General features: G+C 43.8%; 22 protein-coding genes and 1 riboswitch. Of the genes, 5 read left to right on the top strand and 17 right to left on the bottom strand.

Features of this window, described 5'->3' with window-relative positions; translation table 11 throughout:
• Positions 1-23: 23 nt before the first annotated feature.
• Together ACED25_RS12715 and ACED25_RS12710 are read right to left on the bottom strand one after the other, a co-directional pair.
• Positions 24-278 (bottom strand): hypothetical protein, encoded by a 255-nt coding sequence (locus tag ACED25_RS12715; protein ID WP_009848161.1) that lies wholly within the window; start codon positions 276-278, stop codon positions 24-26.
• A 151-nt stretch (positions 279-429) separates the two neighbouring features.
• Complete coding sequence (locus tag ACED25_RS12710) at positions 430-984, bottom strand: TMEM165/GDT1 family protein (protein ID WP_009848160.1); 555 nt, start codon at positions 982-984, stop codon at positions 430-432.
• A 34-nt stretch (positions 985-1,018) separates the two neighbouring features.
• A riboswitch (yybP-ykoY riboswitch) is annotated at positions 1,019-1,194 on the bottom strand.
• A gap of 210 nt (positions 1,195-1,404) precedes the next feature.
• On the opposite strand from ACED25_RS12710, the gene glyQ reads away from it, so the two are divergent.
• From glyQ to ACED25_RS12690, 4 genes are all read left to right on the top strand, one after another.
• A complete protein-coding gene (glyQ, locus tag ACED25_RS12705) occupies positions 1,405-2,319 on the top strand; it encodes a glycine--tRNA ligase subunit alpha (protein WP_009848159.1) in 915 nt (304 codons plus the stop codon).
• A 2-nt stretch (positions 2,320-2,321) separates the two neighbouring features.
• Positions 2,322-4,388 carry a glycine--tRNA ligase subunit beta gene (glyS, locus tag ACED25_RS12700; protein ID WP_017111755.1) on the top strand — a complete coding sequence of 689 codons (2,067 nt, stop codon included), beginning with the start codon at positions 2,322-2,324 and terminating at the stop codon, positions 4,386-4,388.
• A 110-nt stretch (positions 4,389-4,498) separates the two neighbouring features.
• Complete coding sequence (locus ACED25_RS12695; RefSeq protein WP_009848157.1) at positions 4,499-5,179, top strand: response regulator transcription factor; 681 nt, start codon at positions 4,499-4,501, stop codon at positions 5,177-5,179.
• 1 nt (position 5,180) lies between these two features.
• Complete coding sequence (locus ACED25_RS12690) at positions 5,181-6,563, top strand: ATP-binding protein (protein ID WP_371695411.1); 1,383 nt, start codon at positions 5,181-5,183, stop codon at positions 6,561-6,563.
• Positions 6,564-6,578: 15 nt separating this feature from the next.
• Here ACED25_RS12690 and ACED25_RS12685 read toward each other — a convergent pair whose 3' ends face one another.
• From ACED25_RS12685 to ACED25_RS12620, 14 genes are read right to left on the bottom strand one after another with little or no spacing between them, the layout of a single operon-like run.
• Positions 6,579-7,220, bottom strand: a complete 642-nt coding sequence (locus ACED25_RS12685; RefSeq protein WP_371695410.1) for an OmpA family protein — start codon at positions 7,218-7,220, stop codon at positions 6,579-6,581.
• A gap of 49 nt (positions 7,221-7,269) precedes the next feature.
• Positions 7,270-8,577: a hypothetical protein gene (locus ACED25_RS12680; RefSeq protein ID WP_371695409.1), complete on the bottom strand. Its 1,308-nt coding sequence runs from the start codon at positions 8,575-8,577 to the stop codon at positions 7,270-7,272.
• Positions 8,578-8,593: 16 nt separating this feature from the next.
• The gene (tadF, locus tag ACED25_RS12675; protein ID WP_009848153.1) at positions 8,594-9,172 is read right to left on the bottom strand and encodes a tight adherence pilus pseudopilin TadF; all 579 of its coding nucleotides are present in this window, start codon (positions 9,170-9,172) and stop codon (positions 8,594-8,596) included.
• Entirely contained in the window at positions 9,147-9,632 is a 486-nt protein-coding gene (locus ACED25_RS12670) for a TadE/TadG family type IV pilus assembly protein (protein WP_371695408.1), read from the bottom strand. Before ACED25_RS12670 ends, tadF begins: the two co-directional genes overlap by 26 nt.
• Entirely contained in the window at positions 9,622-10,401 is a 780-nt protein-coding gene (locus ACED25_RS12665; protein WP_371695407.1) for a tetratricopeptide repeat protein, read from the bottom strand. Before ACED25_RS12665 ends, ACED25_RS12670 begins: the two co-directional genes overlap by 11 nt.
• Positions 10,394-11,299, bottom strand: a complete 906-nt coding sequence (locus ACED25_RS12660) for a type II secretion system F family protein (protein WP_371695406.1) — start codon at positions 11,297-11,299, stop codon at positions 10,394-10,396. The genes ACED25_RS12665 and ACED25_RS12660 overlap by 8 nt, the downstream gene beginning before the upstream one ends.
• Complete coding sequence (locus ACED25_RS12655; RefSeq protein WP_371695405.1) at positions 11,299-12,219, bottom strand: type II secretion system F family protein; 921 nt, start codon at positions 12,217-12,219, stop codon at positions 11,299-11,301. The genes ACED25_RS12660 and ACED25_RS12655 overlap by 1 nt, the downstream gene beginning before the upstream one ends.
• 9 nt (positions 12,220-12,228) lie before the next feature.
• Positions 12,229-13,512, bottom strand: a complete 1,284-nt coding sequence (locus ACED25_RS12650) for a CpaF family protein (RefSeq protein ID WP_135382196.1) — start codon at positions 13,510-13,512, stop codon at positions 12,229-12,231.
• 9 nt (positions 13,513-13,521) lie between these two features.
• Complete coding sequence (locus ACED25_RS12645; protein ID WP_371695404.1) at positions 13,522-14,745, bottom strand: P-loop NTPase; 1,224 nt, start codon at positions 14,743-14,745, stop codon at positions 13,522-13,524.
• A gap of 24 nt (positions 14,746-14,769) precedes the next feature.
• Entirely contained in the window at positions 14,770-15,288 is a 519-nt protein-coding gene (locus ACED25_RS12640; protein ID WP_371695403.1) for a hypothetical protein, read from the bottom strand.
• Positions 15,285-16,604 (bottom strand): type II and III secretion system protein family protein, encoded by a 1,320-nt coding sequence (locus ACED25_RS12635; protein ID WP_009848145.1) that lies wholly within the window; start codon positions 16,602-16,604, stop codon positions 15,285-15,287. Before ACED25_RS12635 ends, ACED25_RS12640 begins: the two co-directional genes overlap by 4 nt.
• Before the next feature lie 10 nt (positions 16,605-16,614).
• Positions 16,615-17,403: an RcpC/CpaB family pilus assembly protein gene (locus tag ACED25_RS12630; RefSeq protein ID WP_371695402.1), complete on the bottom strand. Its 789-nt coding sequence runs from the start codon at positions 17,401-17,403 to the stop codon at positions 16,615-16,617.
• Between the two features lie 7 nt (positions 17,404-17,410).
• Positions 17,411-17,848, bottom strand: coding sequence for a prepilin peptidase (locus tag ACED25_RS12625; RefSeq protein WP_017099669.1), 438 nt, complete (start codon positions 17,846-17,848; stop codon positions 17,411-17,413).
• A 3-nt stretch (positions 17,849-17,851) separates the two neighbouring features.
• On the bottom strand, positions 17,852-18,070 hold the full coding sequence (locus tag ACED25_RS12620; RefSeq protein WP_009848142.1) for a Flp family type IVb pilin: 219 nt from the start codon (positions 18,068-18,070) through the stop codon (positions 17,852-17,854).
• Positions 18,071-18,401: 331 nt separating this feature from the next.
• Between ACED25_RS12620 and ACED25_RS12615 the strand changes: the two genes are divergently transcribed.
• Complete coding sequence (locus tag ACED25_RS12615) at positions 18,402-19,652, top strand: valine--pyruvate transaminase (protein ID WP_371695401.1); 1,251 nt, start codon at positions 18,402-18,404, stop codon at positions 19,650-19,652.
• 119 nt (positions 19,653-19,771) lie between these two features.
• Here the strand turns inward: ACED25_RS12615 and ACED25_RS12610 are convergent, their stop codons facing one another.
• Positions 19,772-20,206 (bottom strand): Hsp20 family protein, encoded by a 435-nt coding sequence (locus ACED25_RS12610; protein ID WP_009848140.1) that lies wholly within the window; start codon positions 20,204-20,206, stop codon positions 19,772-19,774.
• Positions 20,207-20,542: the final 336 nt, after the last annotated feature.

Here is a 20,542-nt window from a genome sequence, read left to right as displayed (position 1 = left end):
TCAGAGTACGAGCGGCTTTTTGTTTATTCGCTTCTAGACTTGTTTTGCAGATGCTCAAGCTGATGCTGAATTTCTCGGATATCTTTTCGCATAGGAATAATATGCGCAACCCGAATCCAAGCTTCTACCGCAAGCCCGGTCATGATCATCGAACCAGCCACCATTGGTAGCCACATGTCCGTCAACACCATGCCTAGTAGTGTAAGTGCAAGACCAAAGGTAAATAGATAACTTTGGCTTTGTGGAGTAATACCCATATAACGCGTCAACATAATCATGCCCTCGTGTTCTTAACTCACAAGATTAAAATATCATGACAAGTATGACAGTTATATGTCCATTCGCTCGATAAACCCCACAATACTGTAAGAGTATGACCTACAACACATTACTCTACTGATTGAGTATAATAAGACTCAATACTACCGCTTAATAGAACGCTGCTGCGATAGCCAAACCCACGAACAACAAGGCTGTGATCTTGCGAATCAGGTCAAGTGGCATCTTATCTGCCGATAGCTTACCAATGATCACCACAGGCACATTCGCCAGCAACATACCAATGGTAGTACCGAGAATGACCCACGTTAATGCATCCGAATATTGAGCCCCTAGAATCGATGTCGCAATCTGAGTCTTATCACCGATCTCAGCAATGAAGAAAGCGATAAAACTGGCGACAAACGGCCCTCGGTTCGAGATCTGTTCATCGTCATCTAATTTATCCGGAATCAGAATCCAGCCTGCCATCGCAATGAAACTGACCACCAGCACCCACTTAAGTACTTCAGGAGATAAATAATCAGCGACCACAACACCTAGCCACGCAGCAAGGGCATGGTTGGCAATGGTGGCAAAGAAAATAGCCGCAATAATAGGTAGCGGTTTTCGATATCGGCTGGCTAATAAAAGGGATAACAACTGAGTCTTATCACCGATCTCGGCTAAGGCGACAGTTGTAATTGAAATTGCTAAAACGCTCACGACATGCTCATTTGGGATGAGGATTATTATATTTAACCAAAGACAAACCTCGCGCCCCATCCCGGTTCACGATGCTTGTCTAAGGTCTTGCTAAGCGCCACCAAGGTGGTGGTTGCCTCGAACGCCATGATGATTTTGCATCAATTATGTTGACGAACGAACTCATTCAATAGGATATGAATAAGTAAGCTACTCCCCAAAGACCGCGAGATTTTAATCACCCACGCTTTCAAACACAAGAGTCAAAGTTATCAAAATATCCACTTGTGCCGAAAAACAAACATTAAAGGCAAAAAAATCCACTAAACGACATTTTAGACCACTAATTAAACAAGATTACCCCTACTCGCTTTACCAATATCTCGGTATACTCAGAGGTTATTTTTATCATTCATTTAAAAGAATCGCGCGAACCTGACTATGCAAAAATACGATATCAAAACCTTCCAGGGAATGATCCTCGCGCTGCAGGATTACTGGGCACAAAACGGTTGTACCATTGTTCAACCACTAGATATGGAAGTAGGTGCTGGCACCTCTCACCCAATGACATGTCTACGTGCACTTGGCCCAGAGCCAATGTCTACGGCATACGTTCAACCTTCTCGTCGTCCGACTGATGGTCGTTACGGTGAAAACCCGAACCGCCTGCAGCACTACTATCAATTCCAAGTAGCTCTAAAACCTTCTCCAGATAACATCCAGGAGTTGTACTTAGGCTCGCTTGAAGTTCTTGGTGTCGACCCACTTGTTCACGATATTCGCTTCGTAGAAGACAACTGGGAAAACCCAACGTTAGGCGCATGGGGTCTTGGTTGGGAAGTATGGCTAAACGGTATGGAAGTGACTCAATTCACTTACTTCCAACAAGTTGGCGGTCTTGAGTGTAAGCCTGTAACGGGCGAGATCACTTACGGTATCGAGCGTCTAGCAATGTACATCCAAGAAGTAGACTCTGTTTACGACCTTGTATGGAACGTAGCACCAGACGGTTCTAACGTGACTTACGGTGATATCTTCCACCAAAATGAAGTTGAGCAATCAACATACAACTTCGAGCACGCAGACGTAGATTTCCTATTCACTTTCTTCGACCAGTGCGAAAAAGAGTGTAAAGAGCTACTTGAGCTTGAGAAGCCACTGCCGCTTCCAGCTTACGAGCGCATTCTGAAAGCAGGTCACGCATTCAACATCCTTGATGCGCGTAAAGCTATCTCTGTAACAGAGCGTCAACGTTACATCCTTCGTATCCGCAACCTGACTAAAGCTGTTGCAGAGGCGTACTACGCGTCACGTGAAGCGCTTGGCTTCCCAATGTGTAAGAAGGATAAATAATCATGGCGAAGAATTTTCTAATTGAACTGGGTACGGAAGAGCTTCCACCAACAGCACTTCGTTCTCTAGCAGAAGCCTTTGCTTCTAACTTTGAAGCGGGTCTTAAAACGGCTGAGCTTTCTCACGAAGGCATCAAGTGGTACGCAGCACCTCGTCGTCTAGCACTTAAAGTGACTGCACTGGCTGAAGGCCAAGCAGACAAAGTCGTTGAGAAGCGCGGTCCTGCAATTTCTGTCGCATTCGATGCGGAAGGCAACGCGACTAAAGCTGCACAAGGTTGGGCTCGTGGTAACGGTATTACTGTTGAGCAAGCTGACCGCCTGAAAACAGACAAAGGCGAGTGGCTTCTTTTCAAACAAGAAGTGGCTGGCAAACCTGTTCAAGAATTGGTGATGGACATCGCTGCGAAAGCTCTCGCTGGCCTACCAATTCCTAAAGCAATGCGCTGGGGTAACTCAGACATTCAATTTATCCGTCCAGTGAAAACACTGACAGTACTACTAGGTGATGAGCTTGTTGAAGGCAAAATCCTAGGCGTAGCTTCTGCTCGTACTATCCGTGGCCACCGTTTCATGGGCGAACAAGAGTTCACAATCGACTCTGCTGACCAATACCCTGCGATCTTAGAAGAGCGCGGTAAAGTAATGGCAGATTACGATGCGCGTAAAGCGATCATTCTTGCTGATGCTAAAAAAGCAGCTGACGCAGTTGGTGGTATTGCAGACCTAGAAGATGACCTTGTTGAAGAAGTTACTTCTTTGGTTGAATGGCCAGTGGTGCTTACTGCTAAGTTTGAGCAAGAGTTCCTAAAAGTGCCTTCTGAAGCTTTGGTTTACACCATGAAAGGCGACCAGAAGTACTTCCCAGTGTATGACGCTGATAAAAATCTTCTGCCAAACTTCATCTTCGTTTCGAACATCGAGTCTAAAGAGCCTCGTCACGTAATCGAAGGTAACGAGAAGGTTGTACGTCCACGTCTTGCTGATGCTGAATTCTTCTTCAACACAGACCGCAAACGTCCGCTGATCGACCGTCTTGCTGAACTAGACCAAGCTATCTTCCAGAAGCAATTAGGTACTATCAAAGACAAAACCGATCGCATCACAGAGCTTGCTGGCTACATTGCTGAGCAAATCGATGCTGACGTTGAAAAGTCTAAGCGTGCTGGCCTACTGGCTAAGTGTGACCTAATGACATCTATGGTATTCGAGTTTACGGATACTCAAGGTGTGATGGGCATGCACTACGCGACTCACGATGGTGAAGACGAGCAAGTAGCACTAGCACTTTACGAGCAGTACATGCCTCGTTTCGCGGGTGACACACTACCAAGCACTGGTATTTCATCAGCAGTAGCAATGGCAGACAAGCTAGACACTATTGTAGGTATCTTCGGTATTGGCCAAGCTCCAAAAGGTTCTGACCCATTCGCTCTACGTCGTGCATCACTAGGTGTGCTACGTATCATCGTTGAAAACGGCTACAACCTAGACCTAACCGATCTAATCGGTAAAGCGAAAGAGCTACTAGGCGACAAGCTAACTAACGACAATGTTGAAGCTGACGTTATCGACTTCATGCTAGGTCGTTTCCGCGCATGGTACCAAGATGCTGGTTTCAGCGTTGATATCATCCAAGCGGTACTAGCACGTCGTCCAACTAAGCCAGCTGACTTTGACCAACGTGTTAAAGCGGTTTCTCACTTCCGTGAACTGGAAGCAGCAGAAGCTCTAGCAGCAGCGAACAAACGTGTAGGTAACATCCTTGCGAAATTCGATGGCGAACTACCAGCAGAAATCGACCTAACTCTTCTTCAAGAAGACGCAGAGAAAGCTCTGGCTGAGAACGTTGAAGTAATGACAGAAGCACTAGAACCAGCATTCGCAACAGGCAACTACCAAGAAGCCCTAAGCAAGCTTGCTGATCTACGTGAACCCGTTGATGCATTCTTCGATAACGTAATGGTTATGGCTGATGATGAAGCGCTTAAGAAGAACCGTCTAACGCTACTGAACAACCTACGTAACCTGTTCCTACAGATTGCTGATATTTCTTTACTACAGAAGTAAAACCAATTTGGAATAAATATTAAGGGGGAAGCTTTGGCTTCTCCCTTTTTTTTATCCAAAGCTAGTGTAAGCTCTATCTGGTTGAATATTATTGTAGATAGGGATATTACATGCTGGTTGTTTTGGTTGAAGATAATGAAATATTGAATCACCACCTATCTTCTCAGCTCAGTGAGCAAGGACATACTGTCCATGCAGATAGAACAGCTTCTGCATGTTTACAAACGATTCAAAAACAGTCCAATACAGATGTGATGATCATTGACCTTGGCCTCCCTGACTTTGATGGCATTACGCTGATCAAGCAAATACGTCGTAAAGAAATTGCAGTCCCAATATTAATCTTAACCGCACGTGGCAACTGGCAAGATAAAGTAGAAGGGCTTAACTCCGGGGCTGATGATTACCTTACCAAGCCCTTCCAATTTGAAGAGCTACACGCTCGCCTTGAGGCGCTTGTTCGTCGCAATCAAGGGTTTTCCGCTTCCCAAATCAAAGCGCAATCGCTCACCTTAGACACTCAAGCCAAACGTATCAGTTACGATGATGCTCTGATTGAACTTACAGCCTTAGAATTTCAAATATTCGAGTACTTAATTCGCCATTGCTTACAAATCGTATCTAAGCAACAAATCGCAGATTCCCTTTATGCGCAGGGTGAAAATGTTCAGCTAAACAATATTGAGGTTATCGTTTCACGCTTACGTAAAAAGTTAACGCAATACACTCAAGCTAAGCTGATCAGCACCATTCGCGGGCAAGGTTATCGCTTTGAACTAGAAGCTAAGTAGTATGAAAAGACTGTACAAAACCCAATTTAGGCGTCGAACGTTCGCCGTTGCTGCTTCCATTATGATTTCAATGGTACTCACTAGCGCCTGGTTCTACTACAACAGTCAAAAACACCAACTTTTTGAGTACTACTCGAAAAATACCCTTCGAGAATTGCCTGCTGTAATCAATGAACTGCTGTCTTCTGGGGAAATACCGCCATTGACGGAGTGGGATAGGTTCTATGCGAAAGAGTCTCCCAACACTAGCGTCACTCTATGTGATCACAACAATCAACAAGTATGGACATCAGTAAATATTGAAAGACGAGCTAAGCTGCTATCAGAGATAGGCGTCAGCCAATCTCAAGTTAGCGAGCTCTGTCGTGATCTAAATTTCCCCATAGATACTATTCGTTTGGTTGAAAGACCGAATGGCGCCGCTTTTATTGTCCACACAATTCTCTGGAAAGGTTTCCAGGAAAAGAAAGATGGCAGAGTTATCTTTACCCAAAGGGTCGAAGAGAAAATAGAACCCATACATCAGTTAAAATACACCGCGGTTGGAGTGTTAGTAGTTGCGCTTGCTTTGATCAGTGCTCTACTTTTGGTTTTTTATCGTATTAGTTTTGCGCCGTTTACTCGACTAGAGAATGAACTGAATGACATAAAGCAGGGTAAACAAAACCAATTAACCCAGTCATACCCTGAAGATTTACATAGCGTCACCAGTGCATTGAACGAATTGCTATACCAACAAAAAGAAAATCAGGAGCGTTATAAGCGTTCTCTCAATGATCTCGCCCATAGTTTGAAGACTCGCGTGACAGTTTCTCAAGCATTGCTTGATGAAGACTCATCCAAAACAAAGAATGACCAAATCAACCAACAACTGTTAGAAATGGATAGCTTAATTCAGGCACAACTCAAAAGGGCTTCGCTAGGCGTTAAAGGTATAACGACTTCATCGACACCGATAAAACCAATCCTCGACAGCCTAGTAGGCATGTTTACGAAAATCCATGCCGACAAAAAGATCCAATTCATCACTCAGTTTGACGACCAACAGACCGTGCCTCTTAATAAAGATGATCTTATGGAAGTGCTCGGTAACCTATTAGAAAATACTTATCGGTTCGCACAAACCTCTATCGAATTCAAAGCCACTCAAAGCGAACAGCAGATCCTGATTGAGATCTATAATGATGGGCCAGTAATAGATAACTCGATCAGCCAAACCTTATTTCAACGTGGCGTAAGAGCCGATCAGAAGACCCATGGTACAGGATTAGGTTTGGCGCTATGTGATGAGATACTCCATAGCTACAAAGGGACAATCTGGTTTGAGCAATCAGATAACCCATCCGTGGGTGTCGTTTTAAAAATACTGCTCCCAACAAGTTAAATTTGTAGGGCAGGGTTAAGAGTGAATATCAACCCTGCGATTGTTATGGCGACCGAATTCAGTCTCGTTACTCTGCACTGGGTTCGCCTCACCTTGTGAACTCACTGTCAGGTCTTCAATATTTACGCCTTGCTCTTTCAAATACCCAACAACAGCATTCGAGCGCTGCAAGCCTAAGCTTAAGTTGTAACTATCACTACCTTTTGAGTCGGTATTCCCCGTGACGATAAATTCGGGAGTTTGATGTTCAAGTTTAGCTATAAGGTTTAACAATAAATAACGAGATTTTTGATTCAGTTCATCGTCATCGAAATCAAAAGTCACGCGAGCCAACACCTCACGAGCCAACTTACCTTCTACAAATTTAGTTCGACTCAGTAAGTATTGTGCGCAATCAGCACTTTCTGATACTTGAGTTAACTTATCTTGAATCAGATTTTTAATCGCTTGATTAGCTGTGCTTGTGTTCACTTGCATGAACGGGCCTTGGTGATACATCACTTTCTTCCCCTGACCGATCGTTACCGTCTTCTCAAGTTCAGAGTCGCTCATATGGCAGTAATGATAAAGTAGTTCGTTAGTATCTGGTTTTAAAGGGGCTGCCAGTATAGAAAACGACAGAGTAAATAAAGACATAACAGATATAAGCGTTTTCATTTTTGCTCTCTTAATAATATTCAGTTAATAAAAAGGATGTCACATATCTCTATTGCGCTAAGTGACCCACTTCTTCCGTAATTAATCCCAAAATTTTATTGAGAATGTCTTCCTTGTTTTCAGCCTTATAAACATTATTTCGGCCAACGCAATTACGCAGACCCACGTTTTTATTAAGTTCATAATCGAAACCAATCACAGCCATGCGCGCGTTCATTCGTTCACCATCAGGTGTCATCATTCCTTGGCTTACCCCGCCAATTACCTCTATGTCATCATGCGTATTATCTGCCGAAACTTTGCCGCCGTTGACCATATTAAGAATGTTGCTACACATACCTTTCGACACAAGCTTATTGGTTTGCCCTGCGTAGTGATTCCAATCTTCCCCATCAGACAGAATAATGATCAGCTGCTTTTGGTTCTTCGACATTGAAGTCACAATTTGCCCTGCACGAATAATGCCTTGCAGTGAAGCAGTGCCTCCCCCAGCTTTGAATTTCTTGACCGTTTTAGTGAAGGATGAAAAATCGGTGGTAAAATAGAGGTCGTAGAACCGTGCATCATCATCGCCATTAGGCACACGCGAGGCTTCTCCTTTAACGATAAATTGTTGAGCTATCGTTTTGTTAAAATTCACCGTATCGTCTTTATCGTATTCACCTTCTCTTGAAACTACCCGCTGATCACGAACCACTAAGTTATCATTCTTATCTTTATTGATGGTTCGGCGATTAAAACCGGTAAGTGCAACCCGATGAGGGTGCTCTGGATATAGATCGTTATACGCGCCGAGTTCATCAGCCACATCTTCAATAATGTCTTTCAGATCATTTAGCTTAGAATGCCGACCACCACTCCACGAGTCATTCATAGATTCTGAAAAATCGACGATAAAAGTAATGTCTATCGGCTGGCTTTGATAGCGTCGTGCTTTCGATGATCCCGTCACATTGAAGCTATCACCAAAGCCAGAAATCACATCGTTACCAGGAAACCAGGACTTGTGCAGTGTTTGACCCGCAACACGATATTCAAAGTAGCGTGCTTCGCCTCTTTCCGTAGCAGCAACACATTCAGGTATCTCATCACACCCTAGCTTCTTAACTTCAATATCTAGGATCGAGTCCATGTCATATAGATAATGCTGAATATAGCGCTCCGCCAATTGGTGGTCTTGCTCATCTTTTGCTGATACCGCTAGAACAGCCGCTTCTGAAGCTTCCTCTAATCGAGCTTTGGTTTGTAATGCGCGGGCACCATCAGAACCAAGCATAAACACTCCAAACAAAGCTGGGATCATCATGGCAAACAGCATAGCTGCATGGCCAGACTGCTTACGCATAGCGTGTCTCATAACCTTTCTCTTCGCTCTACCTGCCGATCACGACAGAATCAGACATCACGTGAGTAAACTCACGCCCCAAAATACCACCAATCCAATTATCCGATTCATAACAAACCGTCACTCGGTACAGGGGCATTTCTCGACCTCGGTTAGTCACTACCGTCATGGACTCTAATGAATCAATGGTTTGCTTTATTCTGCAGGCAACAACACCGCGTTTTTCACTGATCGCGGGGTTGGGTGTACCCACTTGTTTGAAGCTCAACTCTTCCACCAACAACCCATAGTGTTCCCGTTCAAAATGACCAAAGGTACGCAGTAAGGAATGCTGAGCAATGATATCGATATCATCGACTTCTTTAGTTGTAAGCTGATAATCAGTATCATAAAGTTGGGTTCTCTCTTTAAGTACATTGACCAGTGAATAAGAGAGTCGATCGAGTTTTCCTTTCAATGAAAGCTTGATGATCACGTCACCACTGAAAGCAATCAATAAGCTGAAAAATACAGCGACCATGGCAAACTCAATACTAAAAACCCCCTGCTGCTTACTCTTCAAATTCCCATGCTTTAGGGTTCTAAATTTCAAATTTTGACCTTTCATATTCCTGCACAACAATCATCTCTCTGCTCATTAAATTCTGAGTCGTGAAGAAGTAGCTAAAGATAGGTGAAAAACGGTAGTTAATTCGATAAATGGCAAGCGCTGAGTTATCAGCATCACCACACTCTTTAAATTTTTGACTACCAGAAATACTGCATTGGTCTGTAATACTAGCTAACTCACTCAGGTTTTTAGAGTAGTGAATCGTGACTTGAAAATTGTCGCCATTAACAACCTGATTCCAGATACTGCCTTCTCGGTGCAAAACCTTATCTACCGTATCGAGATAATTTCCTGAGCCCTTTTTAGCTGTGCGAGCCACTTCTGAAATCGCTAAATCGTTGATCGCCGAAATGTACGAGATATAGCTCATCTCAACCCACGCCATACACATCAACCAAAAAGCAAAAAAGCCCACCGCAAACTCTATGCTCGCGACACCCTTTTGCTTATATCGCATTACCCGCCTCCGATAACGAAAGACCACTGACTGCCAGCGTTTGGCTCTCTAATGAATAAGGAGTGTGGTGGCGCAACGCCTGATAAATTTTTTGGATTTGGTGCTTGCTGTATCTTTCACTCAACACACTTTCGACAAACGGGTAGTGGCCCAACTTAGCCATACTCAACGTCAAGTTTGCCATCATCTGTTCGTTCATCTGACCGCGCTTATACAATGGTAATAAACGCTCCATAGCTGCTTGATAATGCTCTTGCGTAATATCGAGCACAGCCAAATTATTATTCACGGATACCGAGTCATAAAAATGCTCGCGCGCGCGTTCAAAATACCGACGAGATAGATTAAACTGATAGCTGTAACCATAAAACGTTCCCAGTAAATTCTCGGCTGCCGCATGTGTAGCATTTTCCTCTAATACTTGTTTAGCACTACTGATCGCTGCTGGGTACTGACCTAATTCACCGTATGCTTTCGCTTGCATCAATAAACTATTCACACTGGGTTGTGATTTTTGAGTAACAGGCGCAATGTAAAACAGAGCCGACTCAGCATCGCCCATAGCTAAATATGTATTCGAGAGTTTTTCTCTCACTTCATCAGCGTCGTATTGCTGCAGCTGATTTTTATACAAACGGGTTAACTGAACGTAATTATGTGTTTTTTGATAGATCGCCTCTTTTGACTCATCTTTCTGCCAACTCGCTTGAGTTGAACTGCATGCCGCCAACATTAAAACTAACGTTAGCGCGATTATTTTCTTAAACATTAAGCATCATCCTCATTACCCCCGGAGCGGCAATTACGAATACAATTGGGATCAAGATAAACACGATCAGTGGAATCGACATCTTGGCAGCTAACTTCCCTATTTCTTCTTCCAGCTCTAGCATTTGCACTTCTCGAATATCGCCTGCCAACGTCGTTAACACGTTATAAATCGAGGATCCATGTTGAATGCTCTGCGTCAGCGTCATCACAAAACTACGAACTTCTGGTGATGGAAGCTTGCGATACAACTCCTCTAAGGCATTTTCCATTCCGACCAAACGAGCCCGTTGGTTTGTCACCTCCAACAAGCTAGAAAGCTCTTTATCAAAGCTTTTCATTTCAATGGAGAGGTATTTCATTGATGCTTCGATTGTCATGCCGGTTTGGACGCAAATCGCCATTAGGTCAATCAGGTACGGCATTTGACGAGAGATTCGACGTTGACGGTTTTTAGCCATCGAGCTCAAGACTAGGTCAGGCATCACAATAACCACCATAGCCCACCCCGCAGCTATCGCGATCCATGATTCAGACGAAACCTCAAAAAACCAACACACGCCTGCAACAACCACTTGCCCGATAAACAACGCACTGTACTTCAGTGGCATAAACCATTGAGCCCACCGGATGTCACTCACGCCTGCATTAGCAAAGCGCACTGCAATATCACTTTCGGAGGTGACGAAAATAGTCGACATGGGCGTCAACCAACGATTCAGTTTTATTTCTGCCTCTTTTGACTGATCGGCCAATCGATGATGTTTCGCTAAGGCTGCGATACGGTGTTTTTTCTGAGTACACACGACTAACCAATAAAATATGAGCAACAAGCCAAATGCTACGCCGGCCCAGGCGAAAAATAGCCCAACGTTCGAGAAGTTTATTGAAGAAGCCATTACTTCACCTTTTTCATTAACGCCCAGATGATCAGCATGCCGATACTTTCACTTGTGATGAGGTAGTAAAGAATCGGTCTCCCTTCTGGGTGGTGCATTACGAACTCAAAATTTTCAGGACTAAGAAACTGCAAAATAAACAGAAAGAAGAATGGTGTTGCTCCTACAATTTTTGCGGAGATACGAGCCTCTGAAGTAAGAGCAAACTTTTTTCTTTCTACAGCTCTCGCTTCGAACATTTGTCGATTCAGACGTGACATCACCTCTTTTAATTGCCCCCCTCTTTGCATGTTAGCTCGCAAGGTAATGACAAAAAAATGAAACGACGGATACGGCAAGCGACGACAAGATTTACGAAACACATCATCAATCGGCTCTCCTAAATTGAGGCGCTCGCTCATCAGCTTAAACTCTTTACCTACCTCACCTTCAAGTTTCTTCCCTACATACCCAATGCCTCGCCCTATGCTTTCACCCGCACTAAGGGAACTTGCCAGCATGTTCAACGCATCAGGGAAGGTTTCTTCAAAGCGTTTTTTCTCTCGTTTCTGTAAATGGAGATAACCAAAAAACCAAGCGATAATGAGAGTCAAAGGCAAAATTTCAAACCAAGGTAAGCGCAGTGACATTTGATTAAGAATGCCGATCGCAAGCAGTGCTACAACAGAAAAAATGACGACCTTACCTAATGCCATTTTTCCAAGTTGGCGCTGTAAGTTATCCCAACGCACACGAAGTTTCTGTTTGAAGTTACGATCAGAAAGACTGGCAAAATTAACCGCTTGTTGCGTAAAACTCAGATCGCTTTTCAGATTACCTTTCGCTTGCTGTGATAAATACTCATCAACAGAAGGAGCTCTATTCGGCTTAAGCGCAACAATCATGAGTATTGCCCCACCCAAAATAATCAACCAATACATGTCTCACTCCTATTGATTGAGTGTCATAGACTCAATCACTTGAGTTAACTTCTGCTCTACACCAAAGAAACGGGCTTTTTCATAAAGCGCAGAACGAGCCATAACACCAGATGTCACATAACTACCTCGAATGCGACCATCAGGGCTGTGAGGTGAAGTTTGGAAAGAGAACAACTCTTCTAACACCACGTTGCTTCCCTCAATACCGACCACTTCAGTGATATTCATGATCTTTCGAGAACCATCATGCAATCGGCTGACCTGAACGACTAAATCGACCGCGCTTACAATTGAGCGGCGGATCGCTTCTAAGGGCAAATTATTGGTCGCCATCATCACCATTGATTCGACACGAGCCAAAGCATCTCGTGGTGTATTGGCGTGCAACGTAGACATTGAACCATCGTGCCCAGTATTCATGGCTTGCAGCATTTCAAACGCTTCACCACCACGGCATTCACCCACAATAATTCGGTCTGGGCGCATTCGCAGTGAATTAATCACTAAATCTCGAGCGGTAATAGCCCCCGTCCCTTCAATGCCCTCATGACGAGTTTCCATTCGAACAACATGTGACTGCTGAAGCCTTAACTCAGCGGTATCTTCAATAGTGACGGTTCGCTCACCCTCTGATATATGCTGTGATAAAGCATTAAGTAACGTTGTTTTTCCCGATCCCGTGCCACCAGATACAAGAATATTGAGTCGGCAACGTGCAGCTAATTGAAGTAAACCTGCCATCTCGGAAGTAAGAGACCCAAATTCAACTAATTCTTCAAAACCAATACTTTGTTTTTGAAACTTACGAATCGAGATTGACGTCCCTTCCAATGTGATAGGAGGAATGACAATATTCACACGGCTACCATCATCTAACCGGGCATCACAAGTAGGAGAAGACTCATCGACCCTGCGCCCAACACGACTAGCGATGCGCTTAGCAATATCAAGCAACTGCTTCTCATCGATAAATCGAACAGGTGCTTTCTCGACTAAGCCATGACGCTCAATATAAACCTGTTGTGGGCCATTGATCATGATGTCGGTGATCGAGTCATCATCCATCAACACCTGCAAAGGCCCGAGGCCAACTAACTCATGTACCATGCTGGTGACATATTCTGATTTTGCCAGTGATGAAATAGATAACTGATCTCGACTCACTAGCATATCAACTGCGCTAGCTAACTGAGCTTCTAACTCTAGACGCGGTAAGCTTTCAATAACACTGGCATCAAGTGCATCAAAGATCTGCTTACGCAGTTGTAAATAAATGCGCTGTGCATGTTCCATATCGTCCCCTTACCGTTTTAACCACTGGAAGAATGAAAATGCTGTTTTTTCCGCAACTTTCTCTCCCATCAATAAGGCAACTAACGTTTGCAGTCCGTATTTCATTTCAGAACGTGATTCACTAAGCAACTCACCTTGAAGTAGGTATTGATTAGCTTTGAAATCAAACACTAAATTCGCGTCTGCCTCTCGACCAAAATACTTAACTACATCCGCCTCACTAATTGACGCTGCGTTATGTGGTCGAGAGCGGTTCATTACCGTCAGTACGACAAGGTTGGGATAATGCACGTCGATTTCAGAACGAATTCGATTCAGCTCTCTTAATGACGATACTGTTGCATCAAATACCAAGACTAAAGCATCTAGTTTCCCCACCGCTTGTCTAAACTCTTCATTGGTTGTCGCAGTGTGAGAATAGTCTTCCACGACAAAAGCATGACTTGAAATCATCTGCTTCTTTAAAGACTGGGTGTATTGGAATAACTCATCACGGCCAAACTCATCTGATTCCACCGCAAGAAGTGACAAATTTTTTTCAATATTTTGTACCAAGCTTGTCGCGATATCATTATCCACTCCTGTAGTAAGGGTGCCTTTTTGAACACTGCGCTTAGTAAACTTCTTAAGCCCTAACATCACGTCAATATTGCTGCCAGTGTAGGTATAGTCGACTAGCAAAGTACTCGCATTTTGATGCTTGGCCAAACGGCGAGATATCTCACACGCTACAAGTGAAGTACCGACCCCACCTTTCACGCCCATGACTGCTATTTGCTTGGCTTTACGATTTGTACTCACGCCTTGTTGTGCTGCGTGGTTACGGGAAACGTTGTGATAAAAATCGATCGTTTCCGCTTCACCCGCTGGCCAAAACAAGTAATATAAACCCAACTGTCTTAAGGCTCGAATGATGGATATGGTATCTTCACTGCCAATAATGATCACTGACACATGAGGAGGTAAGGTATGAGTCAATAACTGAGCATCAGCGACAATATCTTGGCTTTGATTTAATTCAACAAATACCACTTCAACATCTGGGTATTGCTCTAATCTAGTCACATTTGTGTCTTGGCTGGCGAACGAGCTAGGCTCAATCAACCCTTCAAATCTGAACGATTTTTGGATGAAGTCGCGGCATATCTCGGTTTGGAAAAGCATCGCACAACGATTCTGTTTCTCCGATTTTTTAGGTTCCGCACTGTTTAGTTTATTCACTAAATCAAACATCTGAAATTCTCTAACAGTTAGTAATTAGATTGCTTTGTGCGGGTTGACCATTGACTGCCAACGGCTCGTGTCCACATTGCACCCTAAGCTTCCATTCCCATACTCGCCGACCCGTTCCTGGCGGCAAATTTCTAGTTTGGTCTTATATGTTGTGACTGAAAGACTTAAGTCAAAGCGACTCTCTAGTGGCAACGGATCTGATGCGTTTGAGTTATGCTCATTTGAGCTATAACCTATTTGACTGTATTCAATCTGACTCGACATCACACCAGCTTGGATTAACTGGCTCACAACCTCTTTATAAAGCGCCTGATTCCCGCTCCCTTTGGTGCGTATTTTCCATTGCGCCACCTTTACATTTTTAGGGTAACCCAAGATAAACTCACTCACTTTTCTGGTCATCAACTGGGGTTGGTCAGAGCGAAGTTTAAGCTGATAAGTCACAGGAAAAACTTCAACTTCCGTTCCGCGAGGCTCCGATATACGGTCAACACACCCTGTAATAATGACGGCGGTAAACAAAGTAACCATCAATGATTTCATTGGCTAAACCCTCCAGCAGACAAAACTTCATCAGCCCACTTTTGTTGTGATTGTTCATAGCCACTGCCTAGTCCAAAAAAGCGCTTGAGCGTGCTAGTCTTTTTCATCGTCGGTAATTGGATCTGCTCCGCTTTGACTGGTTGAACTAAATTAACGGTCGCTACAATGACTAACTCAGTTTTACTACGTTCGGTTCCTGTATGGCGAAACAAAGCACCGATAATAGGTATATCACCAATGTAGGGAATTCGAGTCAGTGACTCTTTCTCTTCACTGTTAAGCAACCCACCAAGAACGAAGCTTTGTCCATCCCCCAGTTCCACGGTTGTCTGGGCGCGTCGTGTTCTTAATGCTGGTAAATCAAAGTTGTCACTGCTGTAACTACCATCTAGGGAGCTAACCTCTGGTGTCAGTGCTAGCTTAATTTTGTCATCTCGAAGCACCTTAGCCAGTAATTCCAGTCGCACACCGAATTCCTTATATTCAACGTTGGTTGCACCATCTATAACCGTCACAACGGGCAGTTCTCCACCCACTAAGAAACTCGCTTTCTCACCTGAAATCACCGACAAATTAGGTTCAGCTAGAACTTGACCAACGCTATCGGTACCTAAAGCTGAAATAACAGAGACAATATCGCTAGCACTAAAATGAGTAAGTTGATCCACAAATATGCCGGGCGTACCATTGCTGCCCATCTTGATGCCGAAGTCTTGCATAAAAGAGTGCGATACCTCTGCAATGGTCAACTTAACGTTCACCTGCTTAGTCGCTGATATTTCGATATTATTCACGACGCCTGCGTAATTAAGTTGAGTCATAAAACCCACATCAATGTCGTCACTCTCTTCATCACTCATTTGAAAAGAGGTTGAGTTCGCTGTTTTCCCCAAAAGCTCACCCACCAACTGGTGAATGTTATCCTTTTCCTGTTCATTAGCGACGACACCACTCAGAACAACGTTCTCACCGATGCCTGCTACAAACACTTCCGCATCGGGAAACAGCACATCAATTTGTTGCTCTATTTCGCGATAACTTTTATTCACCAACAATAAGCGGTTAAATAATTCACGTCCTTTCGCATCAAATGCGATAAACGAGGCAGATCCTATATTCTTCCCAAACACCACGACCTTATTACTATCAATCACTTGGTAATCTGCAATATTCTTCCCTGAGATAAAAACAGAAGCGATTTCCCCTCGAATCGAAAAGGTTTTAGCTTCTCCCTGAGCTAAATTAGTCGAGCCTTGAGCCAAAACCTCGAATGGAAGCAGCAGAACCAATACTAAAGTCAACATTGTTGTTTTCATGGTTAACGCCCTACTCAAAACGGTATTCACGAATTCCACCAGTGCCGCCACTGCTTGGAATGATGTCTGAAGAATCAGCTTCTAGATCATCAGAAAATTCCTTACCCAATGACTTGTGCACGGCCACTTCTGCAATCCGCTGTGCCACCGTGAGTTGTGCCAGTTGTTGATTAGTCACTTGTAAGATCAATGTCACCTGAGTCTCTTTTTCCAACGTTAACGTGCTCACTGCTTTTTCTGACGTCACCATGTCCAAAACCGGTATTTGGGCCAGTAATGGCACCATAGTGAGATGTTGAATATCTGACACCGTATCCTCACTTGATAAGTTCTGATCCGGCGTTGAAAGAACAGATATATCGACTAAATCTCCGACTGCGATGGTGCCACCTAGTACATCTCTTCCCGGTACCGTAACGTTATAAGGCACAAATCCAGGGCGGATCACCGCCTGTAAGTACTGACTGTCTCCGGGAGATGTCAACATATTAGAGTCCACCAGCTCATATGCGGCAATGTCATGCACTGCGAATTGAGGAGCATTCCAATCTAACTCAATGTTTCGATCGATTCCCAATAGCGCTGCACGAGCTTCAGGCAAGTACTCTATAACGAAGTCGCTACGCTTCAGCTGCTGACCTTTCACTGCCGGGTGAGTGAGTTTCCATACCTTAAAAGTCACTTCTATAATGGGTTCTTCAGGCTGAACGGGGAAAGTATCTATCGGTACATTCACCACACCATAGAGGCCTATAGATATAGCGAGGAACGCTAAGCCAAGAATGATTTTGGAGTTCATGATTCACCTATAACGATGCAGCTATACCTAGTAGGCTTCCTATACAAATAGGTACCCCATAAGGAACACCTCTGTTTATCCACTCAGAATTACCGGTTGTTTTTCCTAATACCCACTGAGTAATCGCTAGGGTTCCACCTGCAAATAAAATTACATTAACCGCCAACAACATCATATTGGGCGATACCATTAAACTGAATGCAGCCAATAATTTACTGTCTCCAGCAGCTATAACATTGAAATGAAATAAAACTGCGCCGACGGCTAACACTATGAAAAAGTTATAAAACTGCTCAAACTTTTCGGTTTGACAGATATAAAAAACACCCAAGAGAGCAACAGCTACCACCACTCCATTAGGTATTTTTCGGTATCGGATATCTTGATAACTGACGATTGCAGCCATGGTGGCTAAGGGAATTAACCACCACAGTTTATGAGGCATTAATTAACCTACACTTGGCGACGAATTAGCGGCTTCAATATTATTAGTGATGGTTGTGATAGCACCTTCTAAAGCTTCACGAAGAGAGTCGTTAAATACAGCCAATACGATTGCTGACATACACACACCTAGGATTGCGTATTCAATCGCTGTAACACCACGTTGATCATTATTAAAAGATTGAATAAATAGCTGAGTTCTAACAAATAAATTAGTTAACATTCGTTTCTCCAAAAGATAGATAGGTTGTTTTTTCTTCGGAGGAAATAATATTCAGTGCGCTATTTTTGAGCAATCCAAGAGTGACCTTCCTCACATTGCTCTGACATTTGCCGTCGTTCTATTCAGTTTGAGTTCAGTTTAAAGTGAAAAAAGTGATTAAACGGGAGTGGTGAGAAGAGAAGTTTTTTCCGTGTGAGGGCAATTCGTGCTTTGCGCCGCAAAAACATTGCGGTATGTTCAAAGATTACCCACTGTAACCCGCCACGCTCGGGTTCATAAGATTGATCATAATCTACGAATAATAATCACAATGAATTAGGTATACGAAGCAATGCAATTCTCAAAGTTTGGTGAAAAGTTTAATCGATACTCTGGAATCACTCGTTTAATGGATGATTTAAATGATGGCCTGCGCACGCCTGGTGCAATCATGCTCGGTGGTGGTAACCCAGCCGCTATCCCAGTCATGCTCGATTACTTTAACCAAGCCAGTGCCGACATGCTCGCCAGTGGAGAACTCATCGCCGCCCTCGCCAACTACGATGGTCCGCAGGGCAAAGACAGCTTCATCAAATCGTTAGCGGCAATGCTGAAAGAGACCTATGGTTGGGACATCAGCGAGAAGAACATCAGCCTGACTAATGGCAGTCAGAGTGGCTTCTTTTACCTATTCAACCTATTAGCGGGTCAACAGCCAGACGGTTCTCACAAGAAAATTTTGTTGCCGATCGCACCGGAATACATCGGCTACGGCGATGCGGGCATTGATGACGATATTTTTATCTCTTACCACCCAGAGATCGAACTGCTTGAAAACAGGCAGTTCAAATACCACGTTGATTTTGAACAGCTAAAGGTTGATGACTCGGTTGCCGCTATCTGTGCTTCTCGCCCAACCAACCCAACCGGTAACGTACTGACCGACGAAGAAGTGCGTAAACTGGATAAACTGGCGCGCGAAAACAACATCCCACTACTGATCGATAATGCTTACGGCCTGCCGTTTCCAAACATCATCTTTGAATATGTGGAACCGTTCTGGAATGAAAATACGATTCTGTGCATGAGCTTATCTAAGCTTGGTTTACCGGGTGTACGTTGCGGTATCGTGATTGCGAGCGAAGAAGTAACACAAGCTCTGACTAACATGAATGGCATTATCAGCTTAGCGCCGAGCAGTGTTGGGCCGGCAATTGCCAATCATATGATTGAAAAAGGCGATTTATTGCGTTTGAGCAGTGAAGTAATCAAACCTTTCTATAAAGAGAAATCTCTACGTGCGGTTGAGCTTTTACAAGAAGCGATCGATGACCCTCGCTTCCGTATCCACAAGCCTGAAGGCGCTATTTTCTTATGGCTATGGTTTGATGAGCTGCCGATTACCACCATGGAGCTGTACGACCGCCTGAAAGCTCGTGGCGTATTGATTGTTCCGGGTGAATACTTCTTTATCGGCCAAGAAGACGAGTGGGATCACGCTCACCAGTGCTTACGCATGAACTACGTACAAGATGATGAGGCGATGCAAAAAGGTATTGCTATCATTGCTGAAGAAGTGAAAAAAGCTTACTCAGAGCAGTAATCAGAGCTTTTAGCTTACCGTAGACCAAATGCAAAAAAGAGCACCGACCTTCTTCAAGGTACTGGTGCTCTTTCACTTCTACTTCCCGAGATTTATTAGCTTAAATGAGCTAATAACGCTTAACCTTCTAGAAGACTATTACCATTAATAGCAATCTTACGTGGTTGCATCGCTTCTGGGATTTCGCGTTCTAGGTCGATGTGAAGAAGACCATTTTCCATGCTTGCGCCCACCACTTTTACGTAGTCTGCCAGTTGGAATTTACGCTCGAAATCACGCTCTGCGATACCTTGGTATACGAAGGTTTTCTCTGCTTCTGCTTTACGCTCACCTTTAACAATTAGCATGTTCTCTTTCTGAGTAAGATCTAATTGGTCATCAGCAAAACCAGCAACGGCCATAGTAATACGGTAGTTGTTCTCGTCTTTTTGCTCGATGTTGTATGGAGGGTAACCGCCAGAAGAGTTCTTCGATGTGTTCGCTTCCATCATGTTGAATAGACGATCGAAGCCGATTGCGTTGCGGTAAAGTGGAGTGAAATCTACAGTTCTCATAATGCTATCCTTTTAGTAAGCAATAGTCTTAGCCGTGAATTTTACTGAGATCGAACCTGTGAATGATCCAGTAAACAGCTAAGGGATTCAGTTCGCATTCCACGGGTTTCACCTCGTTTGGCGACAACACTGGGACATGGCAATGAATCAATTTTTAAATTGTGTGCTGCCAAAGTTATCCTCTATTGAGCGATACTCTAGCAACGATTATGAAGGTTCTGTTTCTTCTCTTGTAGAGCAAGACAGTCATCCTCTTCACAACTAGATATGTGGATTGAGCAAATCAGTTTCAAGCGCTTATTTTCAATTATTTTTCCAATCCAATATTTTTCAATC

Origin of the sequence: Vibrio sp. 1F263 (genome assembly GCF_041439035.1) — a bacterium.
In the GTDB taxonomy this organism is placed as follows: Bacteria; Pseudomonadota; Gammaproteobacteria; order Enterobacterales; family Vibrionaceae; genus Vibrio; species Vibrio tasmaniensis_A.
This window is presented reverse-complemented; position numbering and strand designations above follow the sequence as displayed.